This is a genomic window from Vibrio sp., assembly GCF_038138445.1.
In the GTDB taxonomy this organism is placed as follows: Bacteria; Pseudomonadota; Gammaproteobacteria; order Enterobacterales; family Vibrionaceae; genus Vibrio.
This window is the reverse complement of record NZ_JAYQDQ010000003.1, coordinates 122704-141111: the sequence shown is the minus strand read 5'-3', so window position 1 is coordinate 141111 and position 18408 is coordinate 122704. Positions and strand designations below refer to the sequence as shown.

Below are 18408 nucleotides of genomic sequence, written 5' to 3'. Positions count from 1 at the left end.
CTTGCAAGCAGGTTGATATCAGGTAGACAGGCCTTAGTTTTATTTTGATTGGGGGATTTGATGTTAAATATTGAGCAGATTAGCAAACATGGCGTGAGATTTGGACGATACCTACTCGCAAGAATGCATCATGATAGAGTCAATGTTAATGCTGGTTATCTAGCTTACATCACCTTACTTTCCATTGTTCCTATGCTGACCGTGCTTTTGTCGGTGTTATCTTCGTTTGCGGTTTTCGCTAATGCCGGCGATGTTATTCAAGACTTTGTGATTACTCACTTCGTCCCTGCTGCTGGGGATGCGGTCAAGCAAGCGCTGCTCGAATTTGTGGCTAATACAGGTAAGATGACGGCGGTTGGCGGTTTGTTTTTGTTTGTTGCGGCTTTGATGCTGATTTCTAACATTGACAAGAATCTTAACTATATTTGGCGAGTTGAGCACAAGCGGCGCAAAGTGTTTTCCTTTTCTATGTATTGGATGGTGTTGACACTGGGACCAATTTTAGTCGGTGCGAGCATTGCAGCCACTTCCTATGTTACCTCTTTAAAGATACTCGATAGTGAGGCTATCTCAGGGATTTACGAGTTGGTATTACGTTGGTTGCCCTTTTCACTGTCATTTTTTGCCTTTATGGGGCTGTATATTCTAGTTCCTAACAAAAAAGTTTATATATCACATGCATTTATTGGCGCTATCCTTGCTGCTGTATTGTTTGAGGCAAGTAAAAAAGGTTTCGCTGCATACATAACGCAGTTTCCTTCGTATCAACTTATATATGGTGCTTTAGCGGCCATCCCAATTTTGTTTGTCTGGGTGTATTTATGTTGGTTGATTGTTTTGATTGGCGCAGAGGTGACGGCTGCTTTGGGTGAGCGTGATCAGTGGAGCGAGCGCCAAGAAGTGGTACACTTGGCCTCAGATAATGGTCAGCAGAAAGAAGGAAAGCGCAGTGATAGCACTGATCCAGAGAGTGAGTGAGGCCGCCGTGCGAGTCAACGGTGAAGTGATTGGTGAAATAAATCATGGATTATTGGTGCTGTTAGGTGTTGAGAAAGGTGATGATGAAGCAAAAGCAAAACGTTTAGTGGAGCGGGTAACGTCTTACCGAGTGTTTAGCGATGACGAAGGTAGGATGAACCTCAATGTTAAACAAGTTGACGGTCAAGTACTGGTGGTTTCTCAATTTACCTTACCAGCAGATACCAACAAAGGCACGCGAGCTGGCTTTTCACGCGGTGCTCATCCAGTTGACGCTGAGCGCCTTTATGACTACTTTGCTAACCAGTGTGCTGAATTGATACCAACCAAGCGTGGGCAGTTTGCAGCAGATATGAAGGTTTCATTGGTTAATGATGGTCCAGTGACTTTCTGGTTACAGGTATAAAATTAAGATGTAAAAGCTGGTGGCTGTATGTAGCCAAAAAACAGGGATTTTTATGTTTAAGCTGATCACCCCGCAAACGGATAATCAACTCAACAAGTATTATCACTTTCGCTGGCAGATGCTGCGCGAGCCGTGGCGTATGCCAATTGGTTCTGAGCGAGATGAATATGACCCCATGAGCCATCATCGAATGATTGTCGATGGCAGGGGAAGACCAATGGCTGTAGGGCGCCTTTACATTACCCCTGATAGTGAAGGGCAGATACGTTATATGGCGGTCAAGAATACTCGCCGTAGCAAAGGTGTCGGCTCTCTGGTATTGGTGGCCTTGGAGTCATTGGCTCGCCAAGAAGGCGCTAAGCGTTTGGTTTGCAATGCTCGCGAGGATGCAATTTCTTTTTATGAAAAGAATGGGTTTGAGCGACGTGGCGAGCTTACTGATGAGCGTGGTCCTATTCGTCATCAGCAGATGGTTAAACAACTAGATCCTATGGCCAATGTATTGCGCCGTCCTGATTGGTGTAAAGAGTTGCAAGAGCGTTGGGAGCACCAGATCCCCATCAGCGATAAAATGGGAATTAAGATCAACCAATATACGGGGTATCAATTTGAATGTGGTTCGCAGTTAAACCCTAACTTAAACCCACATAACACCATGTTTGCGGGCTCTGCTTTTACGCTAGCAACGTTAACGGGGTGGGGGATGACCTGGCTGTTGATGAAAGAGCGTGGCCTAAGTGGTGATATTGTTCTTGCTGACAGCCAAATTCGCTACAGGCATCCAGTGACCCAAAACCCTGTTGCATCGACTTCTCTTGATGGGATCAGTGGTGACTTGGATCGTCTAGCCTCTGGTCGTAAAGCTCGAATCATTATTTACGTAACTATCTATAGTGGTGATGTGCCAGCAGTCGAGTTTGTGGGCACTTACATGCTTCTTCCAGATTATAAATCAGTACTTGGCGTTTCCTCTTCAGACGATACGGCTTGACGATGGCTCGTAGGTGAACAGACTTCTTGCACTATATTGGTCTGACTTAAAATATCAGACCAAAGCCTTTTACACTCAGCTTCGCTGGTAAAAATTAAGGTGCCGAACTGGTATTTAGCAAGATCGATGTTACCTGCGAGTTCCGCCTTTTCCCCTTTAGCTGTGATTTGCATACGGCCTCTGTCTATGGCTACTTTTATGGTGTTGAGAGGCCACTCTCCCTTATAAGTTGCTGTTTTATCGTTGCTTTCTACTCGCAATGCCGCTTGGTGCAAGTGTAAGTTGGCTGAGCCAGTTAGGCTATGTGCAAAGATTGGATAGTCTCCAGATAGGCCTTCAAGGTTAATATCTGCTTCAGCCATTCCTATAACTTGAAAGGGCAGTTTTGCTTGAAGTAAGGGTAAATCGACGGGAAATCCATCAATATTTAATGACAATTGCCAAGGAGCGCTGAGCTCTTGTCTTTGCCACTGGCCATTAGCTTCTATGTATCCTCTGGCTAAGGGTAACAAGGCTCGCTCAATACTGATGTTTTCATTTTGAGCGGTGAGTTTAACAATGGCTTGTGTGGTCAATAAATTATCTAAACTGGCATTGTTGGCACTTGCTTCTACACTACCAGAGTACAAGCTAGGTTTGCCGTTTTGGATTAACTGCAAATCCTTGCCTTCAATATTAATGCCTGAAATTTGCCAGTAAGGGCGATGCTCAACTTGAATTAACTGAGAGTTTTTAACCTCCAGTGTTTTGATAGCTAGCGTATCGAGAAAGTTTGATTCATTACCCAAAATCCCAACTAATTGGTTTGTGTCTTCTAACCACTTCACACCTGAGATTTTGAGCCAGTTGAGATTGACTTGCTTTTGGGTTAAAGAACCACTCATTTGAATTCGACCTTGCTTGAAGTCTGCATCGAATTCATCCAAAGATATAGTCGAGTCCAGCATATTGAGCCTAGCGGTCGGGCTAATAAAACGCAGCTGTTCATAATCTATGCTTTCAGCGTTGAATGACAGGCTTGCTTGTTCTTGCTGCTTTATGGCTTGATTGATGAAAAAGTTTTCTAGTGAAGCATCAATTTGATTGAGCTTCCAGTTTCCGTAGCTAAGGTCACTGTTGAGAATATCCAAACTATTGATGTGATAGACAGGTAATGCCAAGTCCTTAAAGCCAGTAAGTAATTTTTCGACGGATAAAGCTTTGGAAAGTCTGAGTTTATTGACGGTGACGTTAATCAGTGACCAGCCTTGCTGGTATTGCTCTGCTTGACCTGAAATATCGGCACCTCGCCACTTAAAGGAAGCGCCATAGATGGTGCTATCTTGCGCTTGATATTGGGCGTCAATTAGCAACTTGTCCAAAGCTTCGCCATCCACATATAATTGCTGGGCTGATAATTGCATTTTTCCATAGGGTAGTGTCTGTTTTGGTGAAAGCCATACTGGCTTTTGTATTTGCAGATTAACATCCCGGGCTGACCAATTAGGCGCTTGAATATCAACATGCTGAAGAGCCAATTGTTGTATCTGAAGTGACTGTAATAGTGGTGAATTAAGAGTGCTCAGTTTTAAGTTTGCCTCTTCGATCAAAATTGAATCAAAAGATAGTTTTTTATCTTTCCATAGTGACGAGGATAGCCATAGTGAGAGTTTGGGAATGTGGAAATCTTGGCTGCCATCGGTTATATCGACATCTGTGAGAGTAAATTGGTAAGGTGGCGAATACGATGCTTTCTGTACCTTAATCGCATAGGGTGAAATTTGGTCCAGAATGACATTGACCATTTTCCCTGAATAAGCTGATTGGAGCAGAAAAAACAATGAGACTATCAACAAGCTGCTCACACAAACTATGACAACAGAGGTGATGACGAAGACTTTTTTTAACATTCCAACCTTCTCCCAGTACAGACTTCAGCTAGCTTGGAACATTTTTCTTTTTCAGGCAACAAAAAGCCCCTTTAACTAGGGGCTTAACATATAAATTTACCGATTTGCTTGCTTTGTTACCTTGAAAAATATCGAGGTAACTACAGCTTAGGCTGCGTTAGTCTAGCTGAGGGCCAGCTGCGACCAATGATTTACCTTCATCATTGTCGGTATATTTGGCAAAGTTGTTGATAAAGCGCTGAGCAAGATCTTTGGCTTTATTTTCCCATTCTTGAGGCTCTGCATACGTGTCGCGAGGATCCAGTATGCCAGAATCAACATCATGCAATGCGGTTGGAACCTCTAGGTTGAAGATAGGAATATGCTTAGTGTCTGCGTTTTCAATTGAGCCATCTAGAATAGCATCTATAATTCCGCGAGTATCCTGAATCGAGATTCGCTTACCACTGCCATTCCAACCCGTATTGACGAGATATGCTTCAGCACCTGCAGCTTCCATACGTTTAACCAGTACTTCAGCATACTTGGTTGGATGTAGGGTTAGGAAAGCCGCGCCAAAACACGCTGAGAAGGTTGGTGTTGGCTCAGTAATTCCACGTTCGGTACCAGCAAGTTTTGCCGTAAAGCCTGAGAGGAAATGGTACTTGGTTTGCTCCGGTGTTAGCTTAGACACTGGTGGTAATACCCCAAATGCATCAGCTGACAGGAAGATCACCTTATTGGCATGCCCACCTTTTGATACAGGCTTGACGATATTCTCTATGTGCTCGATCGGGTAAGATACGCGAGTGTTTTCGGTTTTAGAACCATCATCAAAATCGATAGAGCCATCGCTAAGCACAGTGACGTTTTCTAGCAGTGCATCGCGTCGGATGGCATTGTATATATCAGGCTCAGCTTCTTTAGATAGCTTAATGGTTTTGGCATAGCAGCCACCTTCAAAGTTGAACACGCCGTCATCATCCCAACCATGTTCGTCATCACCAATTAGCGCGCGCTTAGGATCGGTTGATAGGGTTGTCTTACCTGTTCCAGAAAGACCAAAGAAGACTGCAACATCGCCATCCTTACCCATGTTGGCAGAGCAGTGCATAGAGGCAATATCCTGCAAAGGTAGGAAGTAGTTCATCATGGCGAACATGCCTTTTTTCATTTCGCCGCCGTACCATGTGCCGCCGATGAGCTGCATGCGCTCAGTTAGGTTAAACACAGTAAAGTTTTCTGAATTCAGACCGTGTTCTTGCCATTTTGTATTGGTACATTTAGCACCGTTCATGACCACAAAGTCGGGTTCAAATGTTTTTAGTTCTTCTTCGCTAGGGCGAATGAACATATTTTTGACAAAGTGTGCTTGCCACGCGACTTCGGTAATCACGCGGATGCTCAGGCGAGTATCTGGATTGGCTCCGCAATAGCCATCGACCACAAAGACACGTTTGCCAGAAAGTTGGCTGGTAACCTCACCTTTGAGGTCGTTCCAAACTTGCTGTGTGATTGGTTTGTTGTCATTTTTTACCGCATCAGAAGTCCACCACATATGCTCTTCTGTTGTTGCGTCTTTTACTATGTACTTATCTTTCGGTGAGCGCCCAGTAAAAATACCAGTGTCCACAGCTACAGCACCTAGTTCTGTTACCACGCCTTTTTCATAGCCTTGTAGGTCGGCGCGAGTTTCTTCTTCGAACAGCATTTCGTAACTTGGGTTGCGAACAACTTCTTTTACGTTGTGAAGCCCATGTTTGGTAAGATCAATTGTTGCAGCCTGTGCATGCTCCATAACGGTCATAGGTGCTCCTTGTAGGAATATATCGTAGGGATGTTCTAATAATGTTTTAGTGGTTATCTGCTCACCATGCTAACAACGGGTGCTGGGCAAAACAGGGATGTAGTTCAAAAAGAATCCATGTTAGCCATTTGGTTTTCAGCGACTCATCACACAATAGCGGCGACAGTGTATCGCGCGCGCAAAGGATTGCGCTAGAGATAAATTAATTATTAATACACAAAAATTAAGCGGTTGCTTTATTACAGTAATCTTGTTTATTTAGTGATCTCTATCATAAAAGACCAGGCTTTTCCTGGTCTTTTGATATGAGAATTACAGTCTTTTTGTACGTGATGAATTAATGCAGTGTGTTGTCACCTGAACTGGCTTGTTTGAACAGCTCTGAAACTTGAGTTTGATCGAAGGAGTAGCTTGTACCACAGTAATCGCAATGCAAAGAAATAGAGCCAATCTCGGCTAAAATGTCGTTCACTTCCTTGCGCTCTAGCGTCACTATAGCAGCGCCGCTTTTCTCTCTTGAACAACCGCAGTGGAAAATCACAGGTTGAGGCTCAAAGATACGTACTTTCTCTTGATTGTATAGGCGGTATAAAAGCTCATTCGCCTCAAGGGAGAACAATTCACTGTCTTTCACTGTGTCTGTTAGCTGTTCAAGGTGTTCAAAGTCTTCGGGGCTTCCTTTGCCGTCAGGCATGACTTGTATTAGCATGCCAGCGGCTTGTGGTTTGCCTTGGTGCTCGCCAGTTCGTATCCAAAGGCGAGTTTTAAGCTGCTCTGAATTAGCAAAGTATCCTTCTAGAATTTCCGCTAGGCTGTCGCCTTCGAGAGCGACAATGCCTTGGTAGCGTTCACCTTTATTAGGCTCGATAGTGATAACTAAATAGCCTTTACCCATCATATCGTGAATGCTTGCATCATCCTTTATATCACCTTCCCAGCGCGCTACGCCACGTATTTTCTGGTCATTGTCGCCATTAATGACTGCTAAGGATACAGGGCCATCTCCTTGCAATTGCATAGTGATTGAACCTTCGAATTTTAGCGTGGCGGTTAACAAGGTAGTAGAGACCAAAAGCTCACCTAAGAGAGTTTTTAGTGGTGCGGGGTATTCCTTACTGGAAATAATCCGTTGGTATTCCTCACTCAATTGTACCAACTCGCCACGTACTGAAAGGTCTTCAAAAAGATAACGGTTTAAAACATTGTGTGCCATTAAGTATTTCCTCGTACGATATGGTACCGATATCAGCCGTATATAGGTTGATATTTATTGGTGTTTAAATTTAATTATATCGCGCCGCTGCTTTTTGTCTGGGCGGCGCTCTGGGCTAGGGTTGTGCGCGTGGAGCTTTCGTTGAGCAGCATTCTCTTCGCGTTTAGCAATACTGCTTTCGGTTTCGCTATATAGAGTTTGCGCTTCTGGTGCTCCGCGTCTTTGATCGGAAATTTTTTCTATCACCACGGTTTTTTCTTCATGGCCCTGACGAAGAGTGACGATAGCGCCTAACTCGACAGCTTTGCTTGGCTTGCTGCGTTGCCCATTGTAATGGACTTTACCTCCGTCGACCATATTGCGAGCTATGGAACGTGTTTTGTAAAAGCGTGCAGCCCAGAGCCATTTATCGAGCCTGACTGCTTCAATTTCTGTAGCCATAGTGGATACTAACCTCTGACTGATATCAATCTTGTGCCAAATTATTGAAGTAACAATGGTGACGTAGCGCTCATTTTTCAAGGTATATGACAAAAATCTGCGGCTTTGTGTGTTAATCAGTCCGATTACTATGTTGGTGGTTGAATATTTTGGTATAATGCTCAGTTCAAACGAAAACGTTAATGTAAAAATACTTGCTAAGTAACAAATACCTAGCATAGCTTCGTCAGCTGGTTATCGAAAGGATTGTGAGTGAATATTCGTGGTGTAATTCAACTAGACACTTTTGTGAAAAATCAGGATCGCTTAAGTGTAGTTGCAACCGTCATATTGCTAGCCATGAGTGCATGGGTTGCTGGTGCTCTAATTTGGCAGCCGTTGGAGTCTCATTCTGTGACAGCTTGGAAGCCCTCAGCCCTATCAAGTAATGTTGAGAAAGGAGCAGGCTTAAACATTGCTGACTTACAAAATAGTCATCTGTTTGGTCGTTATCAGGCAGATGCACCTGTGGTAAAGAAAAAAGTAGTCACTGAGGCCCCTAAAAGTCGCTTGAGTGTTGTTCTCGTTGGTGTGGTTACCAGCAGCGAAGAAGGAAAGAACTTAGCGGTAGTGTCCAATCGAGGTAAGCAAGCTACTTACGGGATTGGTGAAACACTCGAAGGTACAAGAGCGACTGTGGTTGAAGTGCTCTACGACCGCATTATAGTGGATAACTCAGGCCGCAATGAAACAGTCATGCTGGAAGGGTTAAAATATACCAAAGATCCTCAACCTCAGCCGAAAGCCAAATCAGTAAAGGCCGAGGTATCTGCTGATAAGTTAGAAGAAATTCGCACTGCTATTCGTAAAGATCCCAAACAAATTTTCCAATATGTTCGCATGTCTCAAATGAAAAGAGATGGTGAAGTAATAGGGTATCGATTGTCCCCTGGCAAAGATAAAGAGCTATTTGAATCGGTTGGTTTAGAGCCTGGGGATGTGGCAACGCAGATTAATGGCCAAAATTTGAGTGACCCTGCTGCTATGGGTGAGATTTTTAAAAATATGTCTTCGCTTACAGAGCTTAACCTGACGGTAGAAAGGGATGGCCAGTCTTTTGAAATTTATATTGAATTATAATAATGATGCAAACGCATACATCATTTCGAGGAGTAGAAGGTGAACCATTGGCTTAAAAAAAGCGCTTGGCTTTTAGCAGGAAGCTTATTGACACTTCCAGCTGCGGTTGTGGCAAATGAATACAGTGCGAGCTTTAAAGGTACGGATATTCAGGAATTCATTAATATTGTTGGCCGAAATCTAGAAAAAACGATTATTGTTGATCCTTCTGTGCTGGGCAAAATAGATGTTCGCAGCTATGACATGCTGACGGAAAAGCAATATTACAGTTTCTTCCTTAACGTTCTGGAAGTCTATGGGTACGCGGTTGTTGAAATGGACAATGGCGTTATTAAGGTTATCAAGTCAAAAGATGCAAAAACGTCGGCAATTCCAGTCGTTGGTGATGGCGCTATTGGTGGTGATGCCGTCGTGACCCGAGTTGTGGCTGTGCGTAATGTGTCAGTAAGGGAGTTATCTCCTTTGTTGCGCCAGCTTAATGACAATGCTGGAGCTGGTAATGTGGTTCACTATGATCCTGCCAACATTATTCTGATCACAGGCCGAGCAGCTGTAGTTAACCGATTAGCTGATATCATCAAGCGCGTTGACCAAGCGGGTGATAAAGAAATTGAAGTGGTTGAACTGGATAACGCATCAGCTGCTGAGATGGTGCGTATCGTTGATGCTCTAAACAAAACAACAGATAAAAGTACGCCTGCTTTTCTTGAACCTAAATTGGTTGCAGATGTTCGCACCAACTCAATCCTTATTTCTGGAGACCCACAAGTTCGTCAGCGGTTACGTAAGCTAATTAAGCAGCTTGATGTTGAAATGGCAACCAAGGGCAACAACCGTGTGGTTTACCTCAAGTATGCCAAAGCAGAAGAGTTGGTCGATGTCTTGGTCGGAGTGTCGGAAAACCTTGAAGAAGAAAAGTCATCGGGGACTATAGGGGCAAAAGCTTCCAAGCGAAGTGAGGTGAAGATCTCAGCCCATGAAGGGACCAATGCTTTAGTTTTAACCGCGCCACCCGATATTATGAACTCTCTGCTTGATGTGATATCTCAGATCGATATCCGCCGAGCGCAAGTGTTAATCGAGGCCTTAATTGTAGAAATGTCAGAGGGTGACGGGATTAACCTAGGTGTGCAATGGGGCTCGCTGGGAACTGGTGCTGTGGTTCAATATCCCAATTCGGGAGCACCGATTGGTAAAGTTCTGGTTGGCTTGGAAGAGGCTAAAGACCAAACAACGACAGAAGAGAGATATAACTCTGTAACGGGACGTTATGAAAATGTGCCCGTAACAGGATCTGGTAGCTACGATACTTTGGCCTCTGCGTTGGGTGGTGTGAATGGTACAGCACTCAGCGTTGTTATGGGGGATTGGACGGCCTTGATCAGTGCCGTTTCAAGCGATACTCAATCTAACATCCTGTCTTCACCAAGTATCACAGTAGTTGACAACGAAGAAGCGGAATTTATCGTTGGCGAAGAAGTTCCGGTAATAACGGGTTCGCAGACGGGTTCGAATAACGACAACCCATTCCAAACGGTTGAGCGCAAAGATGTTGGTGTTAAGCTGACGGTAACGCCGCAAATAAATGAAGGAACTTCGGTTCAGCTGACTATTGCCCAAGAAGTCTCCAATGTGCTGCCGGCAACAGCTAACGCAGCTGTGGATGTAAGTTTTGCTAAGCGTCAGCTCAATACCACGGTTATGGTTGAAGATGGACAAATGATAGTGCTTGGCGGTCTTATAGATGAGCAAACCACAGAAAGTGAGTCGAAGGTTCCGCTGCTAGGTGATATTCCATACCTAGGTCGATTATTTAAATCCACCAGCTCTTCAAAGACTAAAAGGAATCTGATGGTCTTTATCAAGCCGACTATCATGCGTGATGGCTTAACGGCTGATGGTATCACTCAGCGTAAATACAACTTTATTCGTGCAGAGCAGCTCTACAAAGCAGAAGAAGGCATCAAGTTGATGGAAGATGTCCCTGTACCGGTATTGCCTAAGTTTGGAGATGAGATTCGTCACCCTGCGGAAATACAGGCCTTCTTGGATCAGATGGAAGCCCAGTGATGGATGAAGTAATCACATTTCGCCGCTTACCTTTTAGCTTTGCCAATCGATTTAAAATGGTGTTGGAGTCGAATGAGCAAGAGGCAGTGCTGTATTATGTCGCCCCTTTAGCTTTTGAAGCATTAATTGAAGTTAAGCGAGTAGTGGGTGAGCATTTTGAGGTCCAAGAAGTATCGAAAGAATCTTTTGATACCAAGCTCACAGAAGCTTATCAACGCGATTCATCGGAAGCTCGTCAGTTAATGGAAGATCTCGGTGCCGATAACGATGACTTTTTCTCCTTGGCAGAAGATCTGCCACAAGATGAAGACTTATTAGAGTCTGACGATGATGCGCCAATTATCAAGTTGATTAACGCCATGCTCGGCGAAGCGATCAAAGAAGGCGCTTCGGATATTCATATTGAAACCTTCGAGAAAGCGCTGTCTATCCGTTTTCGCATTGATGGTGTTTTACGTGATGTGTTGTCCCCAAGTAGAAAGCTTGCTCCTTTGCTAGTTTCTCGGGTTAAGGTTATGGCCAAGCTGGATATAGCGGAAAAGCGCATTCCTCAAGATGGCCGGATTTCACTACGTATTGGCGGTCGAGCAGTTGATGTTCGTGTGTCGACTATGCCATCTTCTCACGGCGAACGTGTGGTAATGCGACTACTCGATAAAAACGCCACTCGCCTTGACCTGCACAGCTTAGGAATGACGCCTGAGAATCACGCGAACTTTCGTACCATGATAGAGCGCCCTCACGGCATTATTTTGGTTACTGGTCCTACAGGTTCAGGTAAATCGACCACTTTGTATGCCGGGCTTCAGGAGCTTAACAGCAATGAACGTAATATTCTGACCGTTGAAGATCCGATTGAATTTGATATTGATGGTATAGGTCAGACTCAGGTAAACCCCAAAGTCGATATGACTTTTGCTCGTGGCTTGAGAGCAATATTACGTCAAGATCCTGATGTTGTGATGGTGGGTGAAATACGTGATTTAGAGACGGCTCAAATTGCGGTTCAAGCCTCTTTGACTGGTCACTTAGTTATGTCGACCCTGCATACCAATACTGCTGTTGGTGCGATCACTCGCTTGCGTGATATGGGTATCGAACCATTTCTGATTTCTTCTTCGCTACTTGGCGTTCTTGCTCAGCGCTTAGTACGAACCTTATGCTCTGAATGTAAAGAGCCTTACCAAGCTGATAAAGAAACAAAAAAACTGTTCGAACTTAACGAGCAAGATGAGCTAACTCTGTTCAAGCCCAGAGGTTGTGAACACTGTAATAATAAGGGTTATCGAGGTCGTACAGGTATTCATGAGCTTCTCGTTGTCGACGAACAGGTGCAAGAAAGCATCCATAGTGAGGCCGGTGAGCAAGCAATTGAAAAAGTGATTCGTCAACATACACCTAGTATTCGTCAAGATGGTCTAAGTAAGGTTCGTAATGGCATTACCTCCCTCGAAGAAGTAATGAGAGTGACGAAGGAAGGCTAATGGCTGCATTTGAATATAAGGCTTTAAATAAAAAGGGAAAAAATCAAAAAGGCGTTATTGAGGGTGATAATGCTCGCCAAGTTCGTGCTCGCCTTAAAGAGCAAGGTTTAATTCCCGTTGAGGTTACAGAAACACGGCAAAAGGCAAAGAAGCAAAATGAGCAAGCGGCGTTTACTTTCAAACGTGGTATTAGCACCCCTGATCTAGCTCTGATTACCCGTCAGCTTGCGACCCTAGTGCAATCAGGTATGCCCCTGGAAGAATGCCTTAAAGCCGTATCAGAGCAATCAGAAAAGCCACGTATACGAACCATGCTTCTGGCGGTACGCTCGAAAGTGACTGAGGGGTACACTCTTTCGGATAGTTTGGCCGACTTTCCCCATATCTTCGATGACTTATTCCGTTCTATGGTGTCTGCAGGAGAAAAGTCAGGTCATTTAGATGCTGTTTTGGAGCGCTTGGCTGATTATGCAGAAAATCGCCAAAAAATGCGCTCAAAGCTGCAACAAGCCATGATTTATCCCGTGGTACTGGTTGTTTTTGCGATTGGCATTGTGGCCTTTTTATTGGCGGCTGTGGTACCTAAAATTATTGGTCAATTTGTGCAAATGGGGCAGGAATTACCTCAATCGACTCAGATTCTTTTGGCATCGAGTGATTTTATTCAACATTGGGGAATTCAGATTTTCTTTGCTATCGTGGCTTTGGTTTATGTGTCTAAGTTTGCTTTGAGCAAACCTAATTTACGCTTGAGTTGGGATCGTAAAGTTGTACATATGCCATTAATCGGCAAAATCTCACGTGGCTTAAATACGTCGCGTTTTGCACGTACTTTATCCATTTGTACATCAAGCGCTATCCCGATCCTTGAAGGTATGAAGGTCGCGGTTGATGTAATGTCTAACCATTATGTAAAACAGCAAGTGCTAAGTGCTACAGATAATGTTCGCGAAGGTGCGAGCCTTAGAAAATCTCTCGAACAAACTAAGTTATTCCCACCAATGATGCTGCATATGATAGCCAGTGGTGAGCAAAGTGGAGAATTGGAAAGCATGCTTACTCGCGCAGCGGATACCCAAGATGCGAATTTTGAATCCACAGTCAATATTGCGTTAGGTATCTTTACCCCAGCTCTTATCGCCTTGATGGCCGGGCTGGTTCTGTTTATTGTGATGGCCACTATGATGCCAATTTTGGAAATGAATAACTTAATGAGTGGTTAGTCATAGTCAGGTGACTTTTCCCGTCTTGATACGAGTTTTTATTTGGAGAATCTAATGAAAGGAAATATGAGTAAGCAGTCTGGTTTCACTCTGCTAGAAGTAATGGTCGTTATTGTTATTCTGGGTATTCTAGCCAGTTTTGTTGTCCCTAACCTACTCGGTAATAAAGAAAAAGCGGACCAACAGAAAGCCATTACGGATATTGTTGCGCTAGAAAATGCACTTGATATGTACAAACTGGATAACAGTGTTTATCCAACCACAGATCAAGGCTTAGAAGCATTGGTTAAAAAACCGTCCAGTCCTGAGCCTCGTAACTATCGCGAGGGAGGCTATGTTAAGCGTCTGCCAACAGACCCTTGGGGTAATGACTACCAGTACTTAAGCCCTGGTGATCACGGCAATGTGGATATCTTTACACTGGGAGCGGATGGCCAAGAAGGTGGTGAAGGTGTAAATGCCGATATAGGCAACTGGAACATACAGGACTTTCAATAAGGCAGTGGCGGCAAGATAAGCCGCCCTCTTTTTCCTATGCATCAAACATATTCAAATCGCTTTCGAGCAGGATTTACATTGCTCGAAATTTTGCTCGTTTTAGTATTAGTTTCATTGGCATCTGTCGCGGTAATTTCAACCCTACCGACTAATGCTAAAGATGAATCAAAGAAGCAAGCCCAATCACTCTATCAACGCCTCTTGCTACTTAATGAAGAGGCGATGTTGAGTGGGCGCGATTATGGCTTAAGAGTGGATGAAAAAAAGTCTACTTATTACCTGATGACGCTAGAAAGTGAAGGCTGGAAAAAACTCAACATTGAACAAATCCCCTATGAAACAAAGGTGGAAGAGTCAGCGACCATATCCTTAGCCTTGGGTGGCAGTTCTTGGAATGATGATAGGTTGTTTAAACCTGGTGGCTTGTTTAATGATGATTTGTTTGATGATCTGTTTGAAAAGAAAAAACTTCCGCCTCCGCAAATCTTCATTGTTTCTAGCGGAGAGGTGACGCCATTTACAGTCTCTATCTATCCGCGACAAGGTGATGAAGAGCAAGATGCATGGAAAGTTACCGCTAAAGAGAATGGTCAGATAGTGCTTTTAGCTCCAGGAGAGAGTCTTGATGAAAGCTAAACGCGGAATGACGTTATTAGAGGTATTAATTGCTTTAGCTATTTTTGCCACTGCCGCTATCGCAACGATTCGTTCTGTTAGTCAGCATATTAATACGCTCAGTTATCTTGAAGAAAAAACCTTCGCTGCCTTGGTGGCGGATAACCAAATGGCGCAAGTATTACTGTCACAAAGCAAGCCGAGTAAAAAGAAAGGCAAAGAGGAATTAGCTGGTCGAGAGTGGTTTTGGTCGATAGAGCCAGTCGCAACCGAAGGTGATATTCTGCAAGCTTTTGATGTTAAGGTGGCGACCAGTGAAAAAGGTTCTCCTGTAGTAACGGTAAGAAGCTATGTACAAAAATAAAACGCCTCTCAAGCCGTCGGGTTTTACTCTAATTGAAGTACTGGTTGCTATTGCTATTTTTGCTAGCTTAAGTGTTGGTGCCTATCAAGTGCTGAATCAGGTGCAGCGCAGTAATGCTTTGTCACTTGAGCGTAGTGAAAGATTAAAAATGCTGCAGCGAACTCTGGTTTATATGGATGGTGATTTTCGCCAGATGGCAACACGTCAGACCCGAACCAATGGCGCAGAGTCCAATGGCATGTTACTGCAATGGAAAGAGTATCTTTTAGACTCTGATGCAAAAGGGATCATGTTTACTCGTTTAGGTTGGCATAATCCACAGCAGCAATTCCCTCGAGGAGAGATCAGCAAAGTCGGTTATCGAATAAAAGATGATGTGCTTGAGAGAGTGTGGTGGCGTTATGCTGATACTCCAGCGGGCCAAGAAGGTATCTCTTTACCTCTTATCGATAAAGTAGAGTCTTTTGACGTTAAGTTTTTAGAAGGTGCAGACTGGAAGAAAGAATGGACCAAGAAAGAGGCACTGCCAAAAGCAGTCGCTGTCGAATTGCAATTGAAGGATTATGGCAAGATTGAGCGCATTTATTTAGTTGCTGGCAGTGAAGCAAGCAGCTCAGAGGAGAAGACGCAATGATGAGGCGCTCTCAGAAGGGGGTTGCCCTTATCGTTATTTTGCTGCTTTTAGCTGTCATGGTGAGTGTTGCCGCGAGTATGGCTGATCGGCTTTTTACCCAATTTAAGCGCGCGCAAAATCAGATAAATTACCAGCAAGCTTATTGGTATAGTTTGAGTGTTGAAGCTTTGGCGAAATATGGCATCGAGCAAAGTTACCAAGATAACCCAGATAGTATTAACCTATCTCAGCCTTGGGCCAATGAATTTAATAGTTTGCCACTCGATTATGGTACGGTTAGTGGTAAATTAATCGATGCACAGGCGTGCTTTAATATCAATGCATTGGCGGGTTTAGAGGCAAGTGCAGGTGGCTCTCAGGTGCCATTTCTGGTGGCTAGATTTCAAAACCTACTTGAAGAGTTAGAAGTAGAGAATTATCAGGCGGAAACGATATCTCAGTCTCTGTGGGAGTATACCGATAGTAACGATTCGGTGAACTCACCTTCAGGCGCTGAAGATAGCTATTATGAGAGTTTGTCTCCAGCCTATCTAAGCGCCAATACTTTACTCGCTGATAGCAGTGAGCTTCGAGCGGTTAAAGAAGTTAGTGGCGATGCAATGGAAAAAATTAATCCTATGATTTGCGCATTGCCCACCAGTGATTTACGTCTTAATGTGAACACGATACCGGTAGAGCATGCTGCTTTGCTGGTTGCTATGTTTTATCCTAACTTGAGCGCATCACAAGCGAAAGAAGTTCTGGATGGTCGAGGCCCAGATGGTTGGGCTTCGATAGATGATTTTATGAGTCAAGCTGTGTTGAGTAGTTTGAGTGATGAAGTCAAAAAGGAAGTAAAAGGGTACTTGAGCGTCGATAGCAAGTATTTTGAAATGGACGCTGAAGTATTGGTGGATAATTCTAGGGTGCGACTTCGCAGCCTGTTATTTAGTGATGACAAAAAAACTGCAACGGTAGTACGCCGTCGCTTTGGAGGGATCGGTGAACGAGTTTCTAATCGTTCGGCTGAGCAAAAATAAAACAGCGGTAATTCAATGGCTGGTTTGGTCTGAAATCCAAAAGGAAGTGATAGCGAGCGGTGAGCTGCAGGATCATCAGGATTTATTAGATCTTACCCACTATGCGCAAGGGCGTCAGTTAGTTTTGTTGGTGTCGACTGCCAACTTGGTATTAACTCAAGTCGATATTCCTGCTGGGGCAAATCGTCAGCTCGAGTCGATGCTGCCATTTCTGCTTGAAGATGACATTGCTCAAGATGTTGATGAGCTACATTTTACTGTGCTTGCTAAGCAAGATGGTAAAGCACATGTGTGTGGAATAGATCATTGCTGGTTGGAAGCCATTATTGCTGACTTTCGTGAGCTAGGCTTTGTGGTACGTAAAGTGATACCAGATGCGCTTGCCTTACCCGTTTCCGAAGAGATAAGCCTCACAGCGGTCGAAGTGGATGGTCAGTGGTTGGTAAAAAAAGGCCCTTATCAAGCCATGAGTATTGAGGAATCTTGGCTTCATCTTCTGGCGCAATCTGAATGGGTTAAACAAGGTGATGATTATCTGCCGCTTAAGGCTTTTTCGCCATTGCCCAATATAGAGTTAAGCCAAGATCAAGACTGGCAAAATGAGTCACCTAAACTGGTGATGCAACTGCTGGCAGAAGGTGCAGTACAAAGTAAATTGAATCTTCTATCGGGTGAGTTTAAACCCAAGTCTTCACTGGGTCGCCACCTTAAAGTTTGGCGCAAAACGGGTATAGCGGCTGGTGTGCTGCTTTTTGTGATCGGTGTAAATAACTGGCTGCACATCCAAAATGCTGAAGCACAAGCCAATGCTTACCGTAATGAGAGTGAACGTATATTTCGTCAAATAACCAACAAAAATAAAATTCCAACTATCACTTATATGAAGCGGGAGTTGCAGCGTGAGGAAAAAGTGTTGTCTGGTGGCGGTGGCGACTCGGTACTTGATTGGATGATAAAAATGCCTCAGGTGATGAAGCAAGTTCCCGGACTGAAGTTAACCAGTTTTAAATACGATGGCTCTAGAGGTGAGGTGCGATTGCAGGCACAGAGTAATGACTTTCAAACCTTTGAAAAAGCTCGAGAGCTGATGTCAGATAAATTCACTGTTGAGCAAGGACAATTGAGTAAGTCTGGTTCTTTAGTCAATGGTACTTTTGTACTTAAGCGTCTATAAGAGGTGGAGATGAAGCAGTTATTAACATCAATACAGCTCTGGTGGATGAGCAATAGTCAACGTGAGCAACGCATGTTGATGGTTTGCGGTGCATGTTTATGTGTAGGCACCCTCTATTGGGGTATTGTTCAGCCTGTGATTCAAAGAGCAGATGCAGCGACGCAACGCATTCAAAATGAAAAGCAGCTTTTGATTTGGGTGAAGGATAAAGCGGACAGTATTAGCCAGCTTCGCGCAAAAGGTGGTATGTCCTCATCCGGTTTACCTTTAAACCAATCTATTTCTTCTACAGCTTCTCGTTTTGATGCGGAGCTTGTTAGGGTCCAGCCTCGTGGCGAGGAGCTGCAAGTGTGGGTGCAACCTATGCCATTTAATCGTTTGATTGATTGGATGACTTTTTTGAAAGAAAACCATGGTGTGTCTGCAACTTTTATGGATATTGATAAAGGCGATCAAGAGGGAACTGTTGAAATTAAGCGCCTCCAGTTTGTAAAAGGATAGTCT

At 44.0% G+C, this 18408-nt stretch carries 18 protein-coding genes; 14 read left to right on the top strand and 4 right to left on the bottom strand.

The window, feature by feature from the left end; all coding sequences use genetic code 11:
- Positions 1-60 precede the first annotated feature (60 nt).
- The 3 genes from AAFM34_RS02265 to AAFM34_RS02255 are packed head-to-tail and all read left to right on the top strand — an operon-like array spanning position 61 to position 2375.
- Entirely contained in the window at positions 61-978 is a 918-nt protein-coding gene (locus AAFM34_RS02265) for a virulence factor BrkB family protein (protein ID WP_341659539.1), read from the top strand.
- On the top strand, positions 950-1384 hold the full coding sequence (gene dtd, locus AAFM34_RS02260; protein WP_341659537.1) for a D-aminoacyl-tRNA deacylase: 435 nt from the start codon (positions 950-952) through the stop codon (positions 1382-1384). Before AAFM34_RS02265 ends, dtd begins: the two co-directional genes overlap by 29 nt.
- Before the next feature lie 52 nt (positions 1385-1436).
- A complete protein-coding gene (locus AAFM34_RS02255) occupies positions 1437-2375 on the top strand; it encodes a bifunctional GNAT family N-acetyltransferase/hotdog fold thioesterase (RefSeq protein WP_341659535.1) in 939 nt (312 codons plus the stop codon).
- Here AAFM34_RS02255 and AAFM34_RS02250 read toward each other — a convergent pair.
- The 4 genes from AAFM34_RS02250 to hslR all read right to left on the bottom strand — a co-directional run bounded on the left by AAFM34_RS02250 (position 2330) and on the right by hslR (position 7704).
- The gene (locus AAFM34_RS02250; protein WP_341659533.1) at positions 2330-4264 is read right to left on the bottom strand and encodes an AsmA family protein; all 1935 of its coding nucleotides are present in this window, start codon (positions 4262-4264) and stop codon (positions 2330-2332) included. The genes AAFM34_RS02255 and AAFM34_RS02250 overlap by 46 nt on opposite strands.
- Positions 4265-4421: 157 nt before the next feature.
- Complete coding sequence (gene pckA, locus AAFM34_RS02245; RefSeq protein WP_239172577.1) at positions 4422-6050, bottom strand: phosphoenolpyruvate carboxykinase (ATP); 1629 nt, start codon at positions 6048-6050, stop codon at positions 4422-4424.
- Positions 6051-6387: 337 nt separating this feature from the next.
- A complete protein-coding gene (gene hslO, locus AAFM34_RS02240) occupies positions 6388-7263 on the bottom strand; it encodes an Hsp33 family molecular chaperone HslO (RefSeq protein WP_341659530.1) in 876 nt (291 codons plus the stop codon).
- A gap of 54 nt (positions 7264-7317) precedes the next feature.
- Positions 7318-7704, bottom strand: a complete 387-nt coding sequence (hslR, locus tag AAFM34_RS02235; protein ID WP_341659528.1) for a ribosome-associated heat shock protein Hsp15 — start codon at positions 7702-7704, stop codon at positions 7318-7320.
- A gap of 252 nt (positions 7705-7956) precedes the next feature.
- Between hslR and gspC the strand changes: the two genes are divergently transcribed.
- Genes gspC through AAFM34_RS02180 form a run of 11 tightly spaced genes read left to right on the top strand, consistent with a single transcriptional unit; the run spans position 7957 to position 18405 of the window.
- Positions 7957-8823, top strand: a complete 867-nt coding sequence (gspC, locus tag AAFM34_RS02230) for a type II secretion system protein GspC (protein WP_341659527.1) — start codon at positions 7957-7959, stop codon at positions 8821-8823.
- A gap of 39 nt (positions 8824-8862) precedes the next feature.
- Complete coding sequence (gspD, locus tag AAFM34_RS02225; protein WP_341659525.1) at positions 8863-10893, top strand: type II secretion system secretin GspD; 2031 nt, start codon at positions 8863-8865, stop codon at positions 10891-10893.
- Positions 10893-12377: a type II secretion system ATPase GspE gene (gene gspE / locus AAFM34_RS02220; RefSeq protein WP_341659523.1), complete on the top strand. Its 1485-nt coding sequence runs from the start codon at positions 10893-10895 to the stop codon at positions 12375-12377. Before gspD ends, gspE begins: the two co-directional genes overlap by 1 nt.
- Entirely contained in the window at positions 12377-13600 is a 1224-nt protein-coding gene (gene gspF, locus AAFM34_RS02215; protein ID WP_341659522.1) for a type II secretion system inner membrane protein GspF, read from the top strand. Before gspE ends, gspF begins: the two co-directional genes overlap by 1 nt.
- Positions 13601-13654: 54 nt before the next feature.
- On the top strand, positions 13655-14098 hold the full coding sequence (gspG, locus tag AAFM34_RS02210; protein WP_114785865.1) for a type II secretion system major pseudopilin GspG: 444 nt from the start codon (positions 13655-13657) through the stop codon (positions 14096-14098).
- A 36-nt stretch (positions 14099-14134) separates the two neighbouring features.
- Positions 14135-14734: a type II secretion system minor pseudopilin GspH gene (gene gspH / locus AAFM34_RS02205; protein WP_341659519.1), complete on the top strand. Its 600-nt coding sequence runs from the start codon at positions 14135-14137 to the stop codon at positions 14732-14734.
- Positions 14724-15077, top strand: coding sequence for a type II secretion system minor pseudopilin GspI (gene gspI / locus AAFM34_RS02200; protein ID WP_341659517.1), 354 nt, complete (start codon positions 14724-14726; stop codon positions 15075-15077). Before gspH ends, gspI begins: the two co-directional genes overlap by 11 nt.
- Positions 15064-15711 (top strand): type II secretion system minor pseudopilin GspJ, encoded by a 648-nt coding sequence (gene gspJ / locus AAFM34_RS02195; RefSeq protein WP_341659515.1) that lies wholly within the window; start codon positions 15064-15066, stop codon positions 15709-15711. Before gspI ends, gspJ begins: the two co-directional genes overlap by 14 nt.
- Positions 15711-16730 carry a type II secretion system minor pseudopilin GspK gene (gspK, locus tag AAFM34_RS02190; protein WP_341659563.1) on the top strand — a complete coding sequence of 340 codons (1020 nt, stop codon included), beginning with the start codon at positions 15711-15713 and terminating at the stop codon, positions 16728-16730. The genes gspJ and gspK overlap by 1 nt, the downstream gene beginning before the upstream one ends.
- The gene (gene gspL / locus AAFM34_RS02185) at positions 16693-17904 is read left to right on the top strand and encodes a type II secretion system protein GspL (protein WP_341659513.1); all 1212 of its coding nucleotides are present in this window, start codon (positions 16693-16695) and stop codon (positions 17902-17904) included. Before gspK ends, gspL begins: the two co-directional genes overlap by 38 nt.
- Before the next feature lie 9 nt (positions 17905-17913).
- Positions 17914-18405 (top strand): type II secretion system protein M, encoded by a 492-nt coding sequence (locus AAFM34_RS02180; protein WP_341659511.1) that lies wholly within the window; start codon positions 17914-17916, stop codon positions 18403-18405.
- Positions 18406-18408 lie beyond the last annotated feature (3 nt).